This is a genomic window from Brevibacillus soli (genome assembly GCF_044759095.2).
In the GTDB taxonomy this organism is placed as follows: Bacteria; Bacillota; Bacilli; order Brevibacillales; family Brevibacillaceae; genus JBIYSM02.
The window spans coordinates 23,340-39,070 of sequence record NZ_JBIYSM020000015.1 but is presented as its reverse complement, the minus strand read 5'-3'; the positions used below and the strand labels follow the sequence as shown (position 1 = coordinate 39,070).

The 15,731-nt window shown below is 53.0% G+C and carries 15 protein-coding genes; 13 read left to right on the top strand and 2 right to left on the bottom strand.

Annotated features, from left to right (window positions below):
• The first annotated feature begins 7 nt into the window (after window positions 1-7).
• From ytaF to ACE99V_RS08295, 3 genes are all read left to right on the top strand, one after another.
• Complete coding sequence (gene ytaF / locus ACE99V_RS08305) at window positions 8-673, top strand: sporulation membrane protein YtaF (RefSeq protein WP_400490604.1); 666 nt, start codon at window positions 8-10, stop codon at window positions 671-673.
• Between the two features lie 162 nt (window positions 674-835).
• A complete protein-coding gene (locus ACE99V_RS08300; protein ID WP_400490645.1) occupies window positions 836-3,649 on the top strand; it encodes a calcium-transporting P-type ATPase, PMR1-type in 2,814 nt (937 codons plus the stop codon).
• A 39-nt stretch (window positions 3,650-3,688) separates the two neighbouring features.
• Window positions 3,689-4,135 carry a hypothetical protein gene (locus tag ACE99V_RS08295; RefSeq protein WP_400490603.1) on the top strand — a complete coding sequence of 149 codons (447 nt, stop codon included), beginning with the start codon at window positions 3,689-3,691 and terminating at the stop codon, window positions 4,133-4,135.
• A gap of 19 nt (window positions 4,136-4,154) precedes the next feature.
• On the opposite strand, the gene ACE99V_RS08290 is transcribed toward ACE99V_RS08295, so the two are convergent.
• Window positions 4,155-5,390: an MFS transporter gene (locus ACE99V_RS08290; protein ID WP_400490602.1), complete on the bottom strand. Its 1,236-nt coding sequence runs from the start codon at window positions 5,388-5,390 to the stop codon at window positions 4,155-4,157.
• Between the two features lie 140 nt (window positions 5,391-5,530).
• Window positions 5,531-6,055 (bottom strand): GNAT family N-acetyltransferase, encoded by a 525-nt coding sequence (locus tag ACE99V_RS08285; protein ID WP_400490601.1) that lies wholly within the window; start codon window positions 6,053-6,055, stop codon window positions 5,531-5,533.
• A 219-nt stretch (window positions 6,056-6,274) separates the two neighbouring features.
• Between ACE99V_RS08285 and ACE99V_RS08280 the strand changes: the two genes are divergently transcribed.
• The 10 genes from ACE99V_RS08280 (at window position 6,275) to ACE99V_RS08235 (ending at window position 15,731) form a co-directional block, all read left to right on the top strand.
• A complete protein-coding gene (locus tag ACE99V_RS08280; RefSeq protein ID WP_400490600.1) occupies window positions 6,275-7,366 on the top strand; it encodes a PAS domain-containing sensor histidine kinase in 1,092 nt (363 codons plus the stop codon).
• Window positions 7,341-7,997: a response regulator gene (locus tag ACE99V_RS08275; RefSeq protein WP_400490599.1), complete on the top strand. Its 657-nt coding sequence runs from the start codon at window positions 7,341-7,343 to the stop codon at window positions 7,995-7,997. Before ACE99V_RS08280 ends, ACE99V_RS08275 begins: the two co-directional genes overlap by 26 nt.
• Before the next feature lie 266 nt (window positions 7,998-8,263).
• Window positions 8,264-8,425, top strand: coding sequence for a cytochrome c oxidase subunit 2A (locus tag ACE99V_RS08270; protein ID WP_400490598.1), 162 nt, complete (start codon window positions 8,264-8,266; stop codon window positions 8,423-8,425).
• Window positions 8,426-8,453: 28 nt separating this feature from the next.
• The gene (locus ACE99V_RS08265; protein WP_400490597.1) at window positions 8,454-8,921 is read left to right on the top strand and encodes a cytochrome c oxidase subunit II; all 468 of its coding nucleotides are present in this window, start codon (window positions 8,454-8,456) and stop codon (window positions 8,919-8,921) included.
• A 24-nt stretch (window positions 8,922-8,945) separates the two neighbouring features.
• A complete protein-coding gene (locus ACE99V_RS08260) occupies window positions 8,946-10,607 on the top strand; it encodes a b(o/a)3-type cytochrome-c oxidase subunit 1 (protein ID WP_400490596.1) in 1,662 nt (553 codons plus the stop codon).
• 184 nt (window positions 10,608-10,791) lie between these two features.
• The gene (locus ACE99V_RS08255; protein WP_400490595.1) at window positions 10,792-11,934 is read left to right on the top strand and encodes an ROK family transcriptional regulator; all 1,143 of its coding nucleotides are present in this window, start codon (window positions 10,792-10,794) and stop codon (window positions 11,932-11,934) included.
• Entirely contained in the window at window positions 11,931-13,202 is a 1,272-nt protein-coding gene (locus tag ACE99V_RS08250) for an ABC transporter substrate-binding protein (protein WP_400490594.1), read from the top strand. The genes ACE99V_RS08255 and ACE99V_RS08250 overlap by 4 nt, the downstream gene beginning before the upstream one ends.
• A gap of 48 nt (window positions 13,203-13,250) precedes the next feature.
• Window positions 13,251-14,135, top strand: a complete 885-nt coding sequence (locus ACE99V_RS08245) for a carbohydrate ABC transporter permease (protein WP_400490593.1) — start codon at window positions 13,251-13,253, stop codon at window positions 14,133-14,135.
• Window position 14,136: 1 nt separating this feature from the next.
• Window positions 14,137-14,982 (top strand): carbohydrate ABC transporter permease, encoded by an 846-nt coding sequence (locus ACE99V_RS08240; protein ID WP_400490592.1) that lies wholly within the window; start codon window positions 14,137-14,139, stop codon window positions 14,980-14,982.
• Window positions 14,983-14,996: 14 nt separating this feature from the next.
• Window positions 14,997-15,731 carry a glucosamine-6-phosphate deaminase gene (locus ACE99V_RS08235; protein WP_400490591.1) on the top strand — a complete coding sequence of 245 codons (735 nt, stop codon included), beginning with the start codon at window positions 14,997-14,999 and terminating at the stop codon, window positions 15,729-15,731.

The following is a 15,731-nucleotide window of genomic DNA, read 5'->3' as shown; positions in this document are numbered from 1 at the left end:
GATTGTGGTGAGCGGATGGCTTTCGCTCTTTCTCGTCTCCCTTGCCATCAGCATGGACAGCGCCAGCGTCGGGATGACCTATGGCTTGCGAAAAATGCGGATTCCACTGGGCTCGCTGCTTGTTATCGCCGGCTGTTCGTTCACCGTCGTGTACACCGTCATGACAGTAGGCAATACATTGTCTGCCTGGTTGACGCCGGAACTGAGCAAGCGGATCGGAGCCGGGGTCCTCGTGGCAATCGGCGTCATTACCCTGTGGCGAATGTGGCTGCCGCGCCGCCATGCTGCCGTGTCTCACAGAGAGGCGGACCATGCAGCCGAAACCGTCGAGGAAAAATTGATCTCCCAGTTTCGCGCATTTGGGTTAATCATTCAGATTCTCCGCGATCCGGCTCAGGCCGATGCGGATTGCTCCGGTCACATCATCGGCTGGGAAGCGGTCATGCTGGGATTGGCCTTGTCACTTGACGCTTTTGGAGCGGGGATCAGCCTGACTTTTCTCGGCTACCCTCCCCTGGTGGTGTCCGGTTCTGTTGCCTTGATGAGCGGCATGCTGCTATTTGCAGGCATTACCATAGGTGGCAAAGTAGGAAAGAATCGTTGGCTCTCGAGACTAACCTGGCTTCCTCCGCTCATGCTCATCTGCATCGGCCTGATCAAAAGCTTCTCATAACTTTCGAAAACGACCCGCTCTCCACTATTGGAGGACGGGTTGTTTTTGATGACGGAGCCCCGAAAAGGACTCGGAATGAACTTCGAAGCCCCACGTCACTTTTTGGGGTTTTTCCGAGCCTGTCTGCATAGATATGGAGAAGAACGGAAGGGAATGGAGGAGATGCAGGTGAGCACACAGACAAGCAAAAAATGGTACACCCTGACGTCTGATCAGGCAGTGAATCGATTGGGCAGCGACGGGGAACGGGGCCTGACGAAAAAGGAGGCGGAGCAGAGAATCAGGCAATGCGGTGCCAACCAACTGGCGGAAGCGAAACGCGCCCCGCTGTTTGCTGTGTTTTTGGAGCAGTTTAAGGACTTTATGGTCCTCATTTTGTTCATTGCGACGCTCATTTCGTTTTTTCTTGGCGAGTATCTGGACGCCATCACGATTGTTGCGATCATCTTTATCAACGGGGTGCTGGGCTTTATCCAGGAGGCGAAGGCGGAGAGGTCATTGCAGGCACTGAAGGAGTTGGCCTCCCCGATGGCACGAGTGGTGCGGGAGGGAAGACAGGAGATGGTTCCTGCCTCTCAACTGGTACCGGGTGACCTGGTGATGCTGGAAGCCGGCGACCGCGTTCCCGCCGATCTGCGCATTCTCGCGGCCAGCCGGCTCGAGATCGAAGAGTCGGCGCTTACCGGAGAGTCGGTTCCGGTAGCCAAGACGGACAAGATCATCGCCAGGCAGGAGACGGAGATGGTGCCGCTTGGCGACCAGAAAAATCTCGCGTTCATGGGTACCATGGTGACCGGAGGAACAGGACGTGGGATCGTTGTGGCGACGGGAATGAACACGGAGATCGGAAAAATTGCCCACCTGATCAATGCCGCGGAAGCGACAGAAACACCGCTGCAGGTTCGTCTGGAGCAGATGGGCAAAATCCTGGTCGTCGTGGCAATCGTGCTGACATTGGTTGTGATCATGGCAGGGATATGGCATGGACACGATCTGTTCACCATGTTTTTGGCCGGGGTCAGTCTGGCGGTAGCGGCCATACCGGAGGGGCTGCCAGCCATCGTGACGGTTGCACTGGCTCTTGGGGTTCAACGGATGATCAAGCGTAACGCGATCGTGCGGAAGCTGCCTTCCGTGGAGACGCTTGGCTGCGCGTCGGTGATCTGCTCGGATAAAACCGGAACCCTGACACAGAACAAGATGACGGTGACACACGTATGGCACAGCGACATGACTTTGGAAGTGACGGGCAAAGGCTATGAGCCGCAGGGGACGTTTACCCTGTCCGGCAGACCGATTCAGACGGCGCAGGACAAGACGCTGCGCCAATTGCTGTGGATTGCCGAGCGTTGCAACAACGCCAGACTGGTTTGCGACGAGCAGACGGAGCGGAAGCTGCTGGGGCTCGGAAAAACGCCGCAGGGCTGGCAGGTGCTGGGCGACCCTACGGAAGGGGCGCTGCTGGTGCTGGCTCTCAAAGGCGTCGGTGCGGCTCCCGATCGAAAAAAGGCAGGGCAAGACGGCGTTCGAATGGACGAGATTCCGTTTGATTCCGACCGGAAGATGATGTCCGTGGTCGAAAGAGGCACCGACGGCCAGTATACGCTGTTGACCAAAGGAGCGGTGGAAGCCGTCTTGCATCGCTGCAACCAGATTTTGTGGAAAGGAGAGGTGCAGCCGCTGAACAACCCACTCCGCCAGCAGATCCTGCAGCAGACGGAAGGGATGGCTGCACGAGCGCTGCGCGTCCTAGGCTTTGCCTATAAACAACTGACTGATTATCGGGAAGGGCTGCCGCCTCATGCGGTGGAAACCGGGCTTGTGTTTGTCGGTCTCGCGGGAATGATCGATCCTCCACGGCAGGAAGTGCGGCAGGCAATCGGCCTCTGCCATCAGGCGGGAATCAAGACCGTGATGATTACTGGTGACCATGTAGTCACTGCGGAAGCAATCGCTCGGCAGATCGGGCTGTTGCGGGGGGGCGGCGAGGTAATGGAGGGCAGGGACCTCAACCAGCTGACGGATGAGGAGCTGACGCCCTGCGTCGATCGTGTCGCCGTCTACGCGCGGGTATCGCCGGAGCACAAGCTGCGGATTGTACGTGCGCTGCGTGGCAGGGGGCACGTGGTCGCGATGACCGGAGACGGTGTCAACGACGCTCCTGCGATCAAACAGGCCGACATCGGCATCGCTATGGGCATCACTGGGACGGATGTAACCAAGGAAGCGGCTGATCTGGTGCTTCGGGACGACAACTTCGCCACCATCGTCGCAGCAGTGGAAGAGGGACGCAATATCTACGAAAACATTCGCAAGTTTATTCGCTACCTGCTGGCCTCCAATGTCGGAGAGATTCTCGTCATGTTTTTTGCCATGCTGATGGGCCTGCCGCTGCCGCTGGTGCCGATCCAGATCCTCTGGGTCAACCTCGTGACAGACGGTCTGCCGGCAATGGCGCTGGGCGTCGATCCGGCAGAAGCGGACACCATGCACCAGGCGCCGCGAAACAAGCATGAGAATATTTTCGGTCGCGGACTCGGCTGGAAAATTGTCAGCCGCGGCTTTCTGATCGGGGCGATGACACTGGCAGCATTTTGGCTGACGCTTCGGGAAAATCCGTCCGATCTGGTGCATGCCCAGACTGTGGCGTTTGTGACGTTGGTTATGGCCCAACTGATTCACGTATTTGACTGCCGCAGTCAGTACTCCGTCTTCCACCGCAACGTCTTCGAGAACAAGTACCTCGTCTGGGCGGTGCTCTCTTCTCTCGTGCTGGTGCTGGGCGTCGTCTACATCGAACAGCTGCAGCCGATCTTTAAAACCACCAACCTGTCCATGCGTGATTGGGCGCTGATTCTGGTGGCATCCGGCATCCCTACGTTTGTCGCCGGGATAGGAGGAGCGCTGCGTACCGGTCGAGCGGGAGCGCCGCGAAAACAGCCGCTGGGTGCCGGACGGGTGCATCGCGCGAGATAAGCCATGTGATCCGAACAGAAAAAATTGGTCGTCCACTTTATGGGTACACATAAGACCCAAATTACGGCGGTGGACGGCAGTAAATTGTCCGCTGAAGATCTGACCCTGGGAATGGAGATCGAAGCCACACACGAGCCGAGAATGACGAGGAGTTTGCCGCCGCAAACGGTCGCCAAGCAGATCGTCGTGAGAAAAAGTCTGCCGTCTACGGAAGTGCTGGGCACTGCAGGCAGTGTGGAAAGCGTCGCTCCGAATCCTGACGGGTCGCTTCGAATCCTCGTAGAAGGAGAGAAGCTGACAGATTTGTCCCCAGCCACTGTTGCCCTCATCGTCAACAAGGAGACGGTGATCGTCAACGCAAAGGATAATCGCAGGTTGTCGCCCGCTGATCTGAAGCCGGGTATGCTGGTGTTCGCCTTTTACGGTCCCAAATTGACAAGAAGTATCCCTCCCATCGGGGTAGCTGAAAAGATCGTAGTGGAATAGAAAAACAACAAACTCCCTGTCAACCCGACAGGGAGTTAGTTTTGGGTGACTTTGCCGACTGGCCGACGCGGCTGTACAAAGCGAAGAAACAGAGGGACAGAAGGGTGAATGCCACCATCATCGTCAACATGCCCTGGGCCGACAGCTTCTCGTAAAAAAAGCTGCCGACGAGCGGCCCCGCCATTCGCCCTGCTGATTGTCCGCCGGTGACCAGCCCCTGAAAAAAGCCCTGACGATCCGGCGGCGCCAGTTCAGCGGCAATCGCCGGAACGCCTGGCCAAACCAGCATTTCGCCCAGCGTGATGATCACCATACCGAGGATAAATCCGCTGTACGAAGTCGTAAAGGAAATGGTCAGCATCGACAGGCTAAACAAGGCGGCTCCCCACATTATCTGCCCTTGCAGTCGGAGCGAGAAGCGGTCGATCAGCCAGGAGAGCAGCGGCTGGCACAGAACAATAACGAGACCGTTTACTGCCCAAATGATGCTGTAGGAGGACAGGGAAATACCCAGAGAAGAGATATAGGTAGGAATGGTTGTCGACCACTGTATATAAGTGATGACCAACAGCGCAAGTCCGATGCTGAGCAGGCCCAGAGACATCCATGTGGACAGATCGATCTGGAAACGGGCTGAATTCGGTTGGACGGCGGCAGTATCCCCTGCGTTGATTCGCACCTTTTTCAGATGCTGTTCCTTGATGGAGAGCAGGAAAACGACAAGGAAGCAGCTATAGGCGAATGCGTTGCCGAAAAATGCCCACTGAAAGGACAGGCTGGCAACCAATCCACCCAGAGCGGCACCAATGGCTACGCCGACGTTATTGGCCACATAGATCAGATTGATCGCGCTTCGACCGCCCTCTGGCCAAAGCTTCACGGCCAGGGCCCGTGTGCCTGGCCAGAACGTTCCGTTGCAGAAGCCCAGCAGGATCAGCAGGCATACATACAGCGGAAAGGACTTGCAAAAGCCCATCGCCAAAAGGACGCTGATCGAGCAGATGATGGCGCTGACGATCGTTTTCCGTGCGCTCCATTTATCGAACAACATGCCACCAACGACGTTCCCGATCAGTCCTCCGGTGTACTGCAGCAGCAGTACGCTGGCGGCAAGCGTCAGCGGTTTGTCAAACACCTGCACGATGTACAGCGTGGTGAGCGGCCAAAGAAACGCCTCGCCGATCGCGCTGATTACCATCCCCAGCGACAGCATCCACATGACACGGGGATACCTCCGCAATGCATCTATCATCATGTTCACTCGCTTTCTGCTATAGAAGCCCGAAGCTAACTATAGCAGAAAACGGCGTGCCCCTGCTATTGGAAATAGTAAAGCCTGGAGTGCTATCCGTCATGCCGATGCTTCTATAGTTATATGAGGCGGCAGGCGTTTGTCTATTGATCGCCGCCGGTAAGTTTTCGAGCCATGCAGATCACACGCCCCAGCTTTTCGCTCTGCTTTACTTCGTAAGTGAAAAATCCGAGCCGCTCATAAAACGGTACGACTTTTCGGTTTTTTTCCAGAACTCCCAGCCGAAGCTCCTCGTATCCGTTCTCCCGGTACCATTCGATCAGGGTCTCCATGAATTCCCGGGCGTAACCGTGCTGCTGCCTGGCGCTGTGAAGCATGATCAGACCGAGCCACGGGAAGCCGTCGTTCGGATTGCGCAGGATAAATTGGCTGATGCCGATGATGTCTGCACTGCCCTGTTCCCGGATGGCGACGCTGAACGAGTCAGGCAGCTCAAGATTCTCCCGATGGTCCTTTTCCACTGTTTCCAGGGAGACGATACGGGTTCCCTCCGACATTTCCATGTAATCGGGATTGGAACTGTACACCGTGAGCAATGCGGGGAAGTCGGCTTCCGTGACGGGAGAAAAGGTCAAGCGTCGGCTTGCAGCAGGAAATGGGCTAAGCATAGGGAAAGGTCCCTCCTTTTATGGCTCTTTTATTAAATAATTATCTAATTAGATATTATTCTAATTTATCAGGCTGTCAAGATTGCATAAAGGGTAGGCATGTTTCGTGGCATAGTAAGGAATAAAACGCTGTTTCAAGAGAATGAGGGAATTCCCTGATACACTTTCCTTCGCGAAATCACTACAATAGCGATAAGTACGAAGAGTGAGGAGGATACCATGTACGCTTGGATTGAAGAACTGGGTACGTCCAGTGAAGCCTTCTCGTTGTTTCAATCGATTTTTGCGAATACAAGCGATGCCATACTGGTTATCGATAAGGACGGACTGATTGTAACAGCGAACGCTGCCGTGGAAAAAATGACCGGTTGGAGCAAGGAAGAACTGATTGGACATCGTCACATTTGCGAGGTCTGCGTCGGCATGGCGACATGCAAGGAAGACACGACCTGTTCGGATTGCTTTTTCAAACAGGTGCAGATACCGTCGTTCGAGATGCGGCTTCGGACAAAAGACGGCCGGCAATACCCGGTGGCCGCCAGCTCATCGCAGCTGCCGCAGGGATCTACGGCCAAACTGGTGCTGATCCTGCGCGACATGTCCGCCCAGCAGCAGGCAGAAAAGGAGCGGTACCAACACAAGCTGACCCATTACGTCATCCAGGCCCAGGAGGAGGAGCGCAAACGAATTTCCCGTGAGCTGCACGACGGTGTGGGACAGGCGCTTTACAGCATTCTGGTCGGACTGAATGTCATCGGACAAAGCAGAATAAATGCACAGCTGAAACAACATGTGGCGGAAATTCAGCAGATGGCGGCCAAGGCGATGGAAGAAGTCAAACGGATGGCTCTGGAGCTTCGTCCATCCGCATTGGACGACCTGGGTCTTCTGCCTGCCATCCGTTCGCTGATCAAGCGGGTGGAACAAAGCTTCGGCATCCAGGTCGCTCTGGATGTACGCGGAGACCGGCGCCGCTACGGGCCTGCAATTGAAACGGCCTTGTACCGAATCGTGCAGGAGGCCATGACCAATGCGGCCAAATACGCGCAAACGGACCGGCTGTGCATCGTCTTTGAGGACAAAGGCGGCGAAATTGTGCTGACCATTGTGGACGACGGGATCGGCTTTGATCCCAAACAAGTTGAGACCAACGGTACGGGGTTAGGGCTTTTCGGCATGAAAGAGCGGGCCCAGCTGCTGGGTGGCAGCGTTGACATTCGTTCAGCGGAAGGCGAGGGTACGTCGATTTTTGTACGAATACCGCTTGGGAAGGGGGATGTTGAAGATGACCATTCGCGTCCTGATCGCTGACGATCACGCCATTGTCCGCTCCGGCCTGGGTCTTTTGATCAACGCCCAGCCGGATATGGAAGTGGTGGGGTACGCGGCTGACGGAAAAGAGGCCTTCCAAAAGGCAATGGAGGTCAAACCCGACGTCATCCTGATGGATTTGAGCATGCCGCCCGGAGAAAACGGGCTGACCGCCACTGAACGGATCAAGGCGGCCGCTCCCGATATTCACGTACTCGTGCTGACGATGCATGACGACGAGGAATACCTGTTTCGTGTATTGCAGGCCGGCGCTTCCGGCTACATTTTGAAAAGCGCGCCCGACCTTGACCTGATCGCCGCCATCCGCACCGTTTCCAAAGGGATGGCGTATCTCTATCCGTCTGCGACGAAATCGCTCATCGAAGAGTTTTTGCAGATGGTGAAAAACGGCGAGGAGCAGGCGAAATACGAAATCCTGACCGACCGGGAGAAGGAAGTGCTGATCCTGATCGCCAAGGGCTTCAGCAACAAGGAGATCGCCGAACAGCTTACCGTCTCGGTGAAAACAGTGGAATCGCACAAGGCCCACATCATGGAGAAGCTGCATCTGAAAACGAGGCCTGATCTGGTGCGCTATGCGATTAAAAAGGGCTGGCTCGACTTTGAATAAACACGCTGGGAAGACGGTGGAGCAAGCCGTCTTTTTTTCGTGTATAAGAATTTATAAATTTGGACATCCCATCCTGCGCCGGGTGGGTTATTTTCGTCTGAATTGTGACAGGAATCGAGGAAAATCAGGGGGTTCCCCTACCGTTTTAGGGGATTTCCCTGACTTACACAGCGGATGACGGAGAGTAGAATGAAGCGTGTAAAGAAACATCGCCGACTGAAGCACCGGCGTAGTATCGCCACTAAGTTTGTAAGGAGGAAACAAAAGTGGAAACTCGGATCAATCCACCGCAGAAGGTATCCAAGGGGAAGCAAACCCAGCCGGAAACAGACTCCTTGAAAGGGACGTTTGCAGCCGTTTTGATGATCGGCGCGTTCATTCTCCTGAGCTGGTTTGGCGCGTTTGGTCTGTTCCTCGATCGAGGCTGATAGAGAGTTGGTAAAGGAGGAAACGCACATGCATTTGCACCGGTTTGAAAAAATCTGGCTGATACTGGGCGGAGCGGGACTTGCGCTGTTTATCGCGCTGCTTTGCGTCAACGCTTTCGCCATGGGCATGCAGCCGCCCAGCGACATGACGATGATCGACCCCCAGAAAGTGGCCGAGACGCCTCCGTTTGATAAACCGGGTTTGAAAAAAGTAGGGGAAAACGAATACGACGCCTACATGACGGCGTTTGCCTTCGGATTTGGGCCGAACAAGATGGAAGTGCCTGTCGGAGCCAAGGTGAATTTCCACGTTACCAGTCCCGACGTCATCCACGGCTTTGAAATCCCCGGAACCAATGTGAACTTTATGGTGCTGCCCGGGCATGTCAACTCCGCTTCCTATACCTTTGACAAGCCGGGTGAGTATCTGATTCTCTGCAATGAATACTGCGGAGCGGGTCACCAGGTGATGGCGACGACGATTATCGTGAAGTAAAAACCCTCAGGCAGGTGAATGTAGATGAAAGGAATTCGAAATGGTTCCGCTGCAGAAGTGGATCGTCCCACTGCGCGCTTGAGTATGGCCTACATCATCGTGGCGTATGTCGCCTTTGGTTTGGCGGCGCTCGCAGGGATGGTGCAGGGGATGGTGCGCGGCGGCATCATGGAACTGCCAAGCTGGACGAATTACTATCAAATTTTGACTGCGCACGGTGTCTTGATGGCACTCATTTTTACCACGTTCTTCATCATCGGTTTTCTCTTTTCGGGTGTAGCCCGCACGACCGGCGGCTCCCTGCATGGCACGGCACTTCGCTTCGGCTGGAGCGGATTTGTGCTGATGGTGATCGGTACCGCGATGGGTGTCGTGACCATCCTGATGAACGAAGCGTCGGTGCTGTACACGTTTTACGCACCGCTTAAAGCATCGCCGTACTTCTACATCGGAACGGCCCTGCTGGTTGTGGGCAGCTGGCTGGGCGGATTCGGAATCATCAGCAGCTATCGCAAATGGAAACGGGAAAACCCCGGCAAGATGTCTCCCTTGTTTGTCTTTATGTCGGTAACCACATTTGTCCTGTGGATCGTTTGTACCATCCCTGTAGCAATCGAGGTACTGTTCCAACTGATTCCGTGGTCGTTTGGCTGGACACCGACCATCAACGTCATGCTGAGCCGTACGTTGTTCTGGTTTTTCGGGCACCCGCTGGTTTACTTCTGGCTGATGCCGGCCTATATCGCCTGGTACGTGAACATCCCGCGCATCATTGGCGGCCACGTCTTCAGTGATTCGCTCGCTCGCCTTGCCTTTATTCTGCTTTTGCTCTTCTCGATTCCGGTCGGTTTCCACCATCAGTTGATGGAACCGGGTATCTCCCCCGGCTGGAAAATGATTCACGTGATCTTGACCCTGATCGTCGTTTTGCCATCGTTGATGACTGCGTTCTCCATGTTTGCGGTGTTTGAGACGACGGGCCGCAAAAAAGGCGGCTTGGGACTGTTTGGCTGGCTGAAAAAGCTGCCGTGGACGGACGTGCGCTTCTTCGCACCGTTTGTCGGTATGCTGTTCTTTATCCCTGCCGGAACGGGCGGTATCATCAACGCGTCCAACCAGATGAATGCCGTCGTGCACAACACCATCTGGGTAACCGGACACTTCCACATCACGGTAGGTACGGCTGTGGCTCTTACCTTCTTCGGTGTCAGCTACTGGTTGATTCCCGTACTGACCGGACGCACCCTGACGCCGACCGCGAACCGGATGGGAATGGTCCAAACCGTGTTCTGGGCAGTAGGGATGTTCCTGATGTCCGGTGCGATGCACGGGCTGGGATTGGCAGGTACGCCGCGTCGGACCGACTACACGACGTACATGGATCATCCGACAGCGTTAAGCTGGATGCCGTACCAACAAGTAATGGCGTTTGGCGGAGGGCTGCTCTTCACTGCTGCAATCCTGCTGATCCTCATTCTGGGTTATCTGGCCTTCTTTGCTCCGAAAGGAAATGCGGAATATCCGATCGGGGAAACGGACGGGGAGCAACACACTCCGGGCATTCTCGAGCGTTGGCCCGTGTGGGTGGGGGTGTTGGCCTTCCTGGTTGTGATGGCCTACGGCTATCCGATTATGGAACAAATCACCCATCATGCTCCAGGATCTCCTCCGATCCGGACGTGGTAAACGGAACAAGGGCAACAAACAAAAAGCTGTCGGCTTCAAAGCCGACAGCTTTTGTATATGAATACAGCCGCAAGGAAAGGGATGGGGCCCATTTTCTATTGACATCATACAAGGAGTAGATTACGATAAAGATACAAGTTTGTTTATTTTCCGAACAAACAAACTAATTCGAAGGGTAGAGACAATGGAGAAAAACACCATATCGAAGCTGATTAAAAACACCAATCACTCACTTGTATTGGAATTGATCCGTTCTGAACAACCGATTAGCAGAGCATCAATTTCAAAGAAGCTGGGTCTTAGTCGTTCTACCGTATCTTCTATTGTTGACGACCTTCTGCACAGGAAAATCATCATCGAGTTAGGGTTTGGCAACTCTACGAAGGAAGGCGGCAGACCAGGGATACAATTGGGGTTCAACCCCAAATCAGCCTATGGTGTAGGAGTAGATATAGGTGGAACCAAAGTTTTGATTATCATTACGGACTGGGATGGTGAGGTTGTTTACAAGAGAAAATTGAAAACGTCTTCAAACATTGACGATCTTGTCGCCATGATCAAAGACAGCATTCAGGAATCCGGAATCCAAGAACAATTGATTATTGCGATGGGGGTAGGCGTACCAGCCATCACCAATACCAAACAGGGAATCGTGATTGATTCTCCCGCGCTGGGATGGCAGAACCTCCCCCTGCGGGATATCATGCAGGGGCACTTTTCCTTTCCCGTATTTATCAATAACGATGTGCGGTGTGCAGCCTTGGGGGAAAAGTGGTTAGGTTCCGGCAACCAATCCCGGCACATGGCGTTCATCGCCTTTGGTACCGGTGTGGGATGCGCCATCGTCTCGAATGGCGAGCTCATCGAAGGCCATCATTTTTCGGCCGGCGAGATCGGATATCTGATCGATGGGGAAGATGTCCGCAACGGTCTGGAAAATCGTGTTGGCCAATTTGGAACCTTTGAGAACAAAACTTCCGGAACAGCTCTCTCCGGCCACGGTTTTACCGGAGCAGAACTTTTTCAACAATATAAGAATGGCAATCCCCTGGCGATATCCGTGATTGAAAAATTCGTGCTGGATGTTTCGATTGCGATCGCCAATATTTGCAGCTTGCTCAACCCGGAGAAAGTGATCCTGGGTGGCGGCGTTTCCGAGTCTATGCATCTTGTCTTGGAAAAGATTATTGAAAATATCAAGAAGTTTACGCCGAATCATCCGGAAGTGGAGTTGGCTCGCTTGGGTACCGATGCGGGCGGGCTGGGAGCAATCGCGTTTGCCTTTCAAAAAATACAAGAAGTGAATGACAAGGGGGAACTTGTATGAAAAAGCTGTGGTCCATATTTTTATCTTCCGTTCTCGTGGCTGCAACGCTCGCTGGTTGCAGTACGAACAAAGAAAACGCCGATTCATCAAACAAAGGGCCGGTTACCTTGAATGCCATCTTCATGAAGCAGGCAGGGTATAGCGAGGAAGACATTACTTCCATTACGAAAGAGTTTATGAGCAAAAACCCCAATATTAAAGTAAATACCACTTTCGTACCCTATGAAGCCCTGGAGCAAAAAATCCTGACCGGCGCGCCAAGCGGAGGGTATGACGTCGTACTGATCGATGCCCCGTGGACAGCGAAGTTTGCCAAAGCGGGAATTGTTCAGGACGTTACCGATAAATTGTCGGAAGCGGACCGCAAAGATATTTTTGCGGGAGCCTTGGACGCTGTCTCGTATGAAGGCAAGCTCTACGGTCTTCCCTGGTTAAACGATACGAAGTTTCTTTTTTACAATAAAGAGATGCTGAACAAGGCCGGGTTTACCCATCCTCCCAAGACATGGGACGAACTTGTGCAGCAAGCGAAAGTGATCAAGGAGAAAGGGTTGGTAGAATACCCGATCGTGTGGAGCTGGAAGCAAGCAGAGGCGCTCTCTTGCGACTTTACGACCTTGTCTGAAACGTTTGGCGGAAAAATGGTTCGGGATGGAAAGCCGACATTGACCGATGAAGGAAACGAAAAAGCGCTGAACTTCATGGTCCAAAGCCTGAAAGATGGCATCAGCAATCCCAAATCCACCGAATTCCTGGAGGAAGATGTGCGCGGCGTATTCTCCAGCGGGAAAGCGGCATTCGCCTTGAACTGGACGTACATGTACAATCTCGCCAACGATAAATCCCAATCCCAGGTTGCGGGACAGGTGGGCATTGCTCCAAGCCCGGGGCAAGGCAGCGTGATTAGCGCTTCCGTCAATGGCGGCATGGGTGTCGCTCTTGCAAAAGGAAGCAAGCATCCGGATGAGGCTTGGAAATACATGGAGTACCTCTCTTCCAAGGAAGTCCAGAAGAAATATGCCAAAAATGCGCTTCCGATTTGGAAATCCCTTTATGAAGACAAAGATGTGATTTCCACCAACCCTGAAGTCGTCGCCGCTTCCAAGATTCAATATGACTATCTGGCAAACCGCCCTCAAGTTCCCTGGTATGGAAGCCTTTCTACCGAATTGCAGGTAGGTATCCAACAAGCATTGATGGGTCAAAAATCGGTCAAGGATACGTTAGCAGAGCTGCAACAAAAAGCAGAGGAGCTGGCTAATAAATAGGGAGGGGGATATTCTCCCCCTTTTCTTCTTCAAAGAAAGGGGTACAGCATGAAGAGGAAGGTAAGCGATGCTCAATTTGCATGGCTGATTATTGCTCCGTCCGTTTTTATCGTGTTCGGGATTGTCCTGTATCCGTTGATTGAAACGTTTTTATACAGTCTAAAAGACTTGGATTTATCGGCAGGAAGTCTTGGCGACTATGTCTGGCTGCAAAACTACATGGACGTTCTTTCGGATCGTGATTTCTGGGCTTCCGCAGGCCGGACGGCATACTTCGCTGTTGTTTCCATTTCCATTGAGCTCATACTTGGCACGTTGATCGCGCTGCTTCTGAATGAAGATATCAAAGGGAAAACGTTTTTGCGCTCGATCATCATCATCCCGTGGGCTGTACCTACCATCGTCAACGGGGCGATGTGGAAATGGATCTATCACAGCGAGTACGGGGCATTAAATGCACTGTTAACGCAGCTTCATGTCATCGATCAATACCAATCCTGGTTAAACAGTCCATGGATGGCCATGAATATGGTCATTATTGCGGACGTGTGGAAAATGACGCCGCTGGTGGCGATTTTTGTGTTGGCGGCCCTGCAATTGGTGAACAAGTCTGTGTACGAGGCAGCCATGGTAGACGGCGCGGGTATGATCAGAAGATTTTTTGCCTTGACGCTGCCATACCTGAAGCCTACGTTCCTGGTGATCATCGTGATGAGAACGATGGAGACGTTCAAGGTTTTTGACATCATTTATGCCATTACACAGGGCGGCCCGGCCAACGGAACGATGGTTCTGACTTACCAAGCCTATTTGAAAGCATTCAGCAACCTGCAATACTCCCAGGGAGCAACCATTTCCTATCTGATCGGGATGATGATTGCGCTCTTGACCTATGCGTACGTGAAGATGTTGAAGAAGGGGGAGACCGCATAAGATGAGAAGCAAACCATTCCGCCTGCTCCAGTACGGATTCGCGTTGTGTGTCGCTCTCTTTACATTGGCTCCCTTTGTGTGGCTGGTTATCTCCAGCATTTCCTATCAAAAAGACCTGACAACCACACCGCTCAAGTGGATACCGGACAACCTGACGTTTGAACGTTACAGGGATATCTTTGCCAATCCCAACAATGACATGGCGTACGCGTTTAAAATTTCCATGATCAACAGTTTTACGGTTGCATCCATTGTTACGGTCATTGCATTGTTTGTCGGCGGATTGGCTGCTTACGCCATTTCGCGGTATGAGTTTCCGTTCAGGAAGAATTTGGTATATGTATTCCTGTTTACCTACATGATTCCACCGGTTGTCATTGTGATTCCGTTGTATCTGCTTTTTAGCAGCATGCAGATGCTTGACTCCAAATGGACCTTGGTATTATTGGATCTGACGTTCGTGATCCCGTTTGTCATATGGGTCATGCAAAGTTATTTTACTTCCATTTCCAAAGAGTTTGATGAAGCGGCAGCGGTAGATGGCTGCAGCCGATTGCAAACACTGTGGTACGTGATCTTTCCGATTGTACGGCCCGGTATCATTGCAACGGGCATACTGGCGTTTCTGTTGGCCTGGGACGAATTTTTCTTCTCACTATTGTTCACGTCATCGCTTGAAGCAAAAACGATCTCTGTAGCCATCGCCGAATTCAGCGGCAAAAACGCGGTTGATTACGGCATGATCGCAACGGGCGGAGTCCTGGCAACGATTCCTCCCCTCGTCATTACGATCATTTTTCAACGCTTTTTGGTGCAAGGGATGGTTGCAGGCGGCATTAAAGAATAGTGGAGGCAACAGTGATGAATATCCATGTGTTTGCTAGTTACGACGAAATGTCGAAAAGCATTGCCCAAAGCATCATTGATTTCTTGCGGGAAAAGCCGAATGCGCTGATCTGTCTTCCTGGGGGCAACACACCGCTCGGAACCTATCGCGAGCTTGTAACAGCGGCGAAAGCGGGAAGGATTGATTTTAGCCGGGCGACCTTCGTGGGCCTGGATGAATGGGTAGGGCTCGGCATTGAAGATGAAGGCAGCTGCCAACATTTTCTTTATCATGAGCTTTTCCATCCGCTGGGGATCAAAGAGTCGCAGATTCACTTCTTTGATGCAAAGGCTGATGATTTGGCGGCTGAGTGCCGCCGAATCGATGAGGTGATCTTCCGGCATGGTTCGCTTGACCTGATTATGCTTGGATTAGGCGTAAACGGACATTTGGGATTTAACGAGCCGGGCGTCTCCTTCGAAAACTACTCCCATGTGATCGATCTGGATAACGTTACGAAGACAGTGGGACAAAAGTATTTCAAGGAACAAAAAGAGCTTACGCAAGGGATTACGCTGGGGATCAAGCATATCATGGAGGCCAAGAAGGTAATATTGGCTGCGGACGGTCCGAAAAAGGCAGAGGCTGTTCAAAGGGCCATTCAAGGGGAGGTCACCCCGTCCATGCCGGCCAGCGTTCTGCAGACCCACCCCAACGCCCATTTCTTTTTTGACAAACTTGCCTATGCCAAAGTGGAAGGAGCACGTTGA

Coding starts and splice junctions, on each gene's coding strand:
- ACE99V_RS08300 (WP_400490645.1), top strand. CDS start 836: ATGCAGGTGAGCACACAGACAAGCAAAAAATGGTACACCCTGACGTCT.
- ACE99V_RS08295 (WP_400490603.1), top strand. CDS start 3,689: ATGGGTACACATAAGACCCAAATTACGGCGGTGGACGGCAGTAAATTG.
- ACE99V_RS08290 (WP_400490602.1), bottom strand. CDS start 5,390: ATGATGATAGATGCATTGCGGAGGTATCCCCGTGTCATGTGGATGCTG.
- ACE99V_RS08285 (WP_400490601.1), bottom strand. CDS start 6,055: ATGCTTAGCCCATTTCCTGCTGCAAGCCGACGCTTGACCTTTTCTCCC.
- ACE99V_RS08280 (WP_400490600.1), top strand. CDS start 6,275: ATGTACGCTTGGATTGAAGAACTGGGTACGTCCAGTGAAGCCTTCTCG.
- ACE99V_RS08275 (WP_400490599.1), top strand. CDS start 7,341: ATGACCATTCGCGTCCTGATCGCTGACGATCACGCCATTGTCCGCTCC.
- ACE99V_RS08265 (WP_400490597.1), top strand. CDS start 8,454: ATGCATTTGCACCGGTTTGAAAAAATCTGGCTGATACTGGGCGGAGCG.
- ACE99V_RS08260 (WP_400490596.1), top strand. CDS start 8,946: ATGAAAGGAATTCGAAATGGTTCCGCTGCAGAAGTGGATCGTCCCACT.
- ACE99V_RS08255 (WP_400490595.1), top strand. CDS start 10,792: ATGGAGAAAAACACCATATCGAAGCTGATTAAAAACACCAATCACTCA.
- ACE99V_RS08250 (WP_400490594.1), top strand. CDS start 11,931: ATGAAAAAGCTGTGGTCCATATTTTTATCTTCCGTTCTCGTGGCTGCA.
- ACE99V_RS08245 (WP_400490593.1), top strand. CDS start 13,251: ATGAAGAGGAAGGTAAGCGATGCTCAATTTGCATGGCTGATTATTGCT.
- ACE99V_RS08240 (WP_400490592.1), top strand. CDS start 14,137: ATGAGAAGCAAACCATTCCGCCTGCTCCAGTACGGATTCGCGTTGTGT.
- ACE99V_RS08235 (WP_400490591.1), top strand. CDS start 14,997: ATGAATATCCATGTGTTTGCTAGTTACGACGAAATGTCGAAAAGCATT.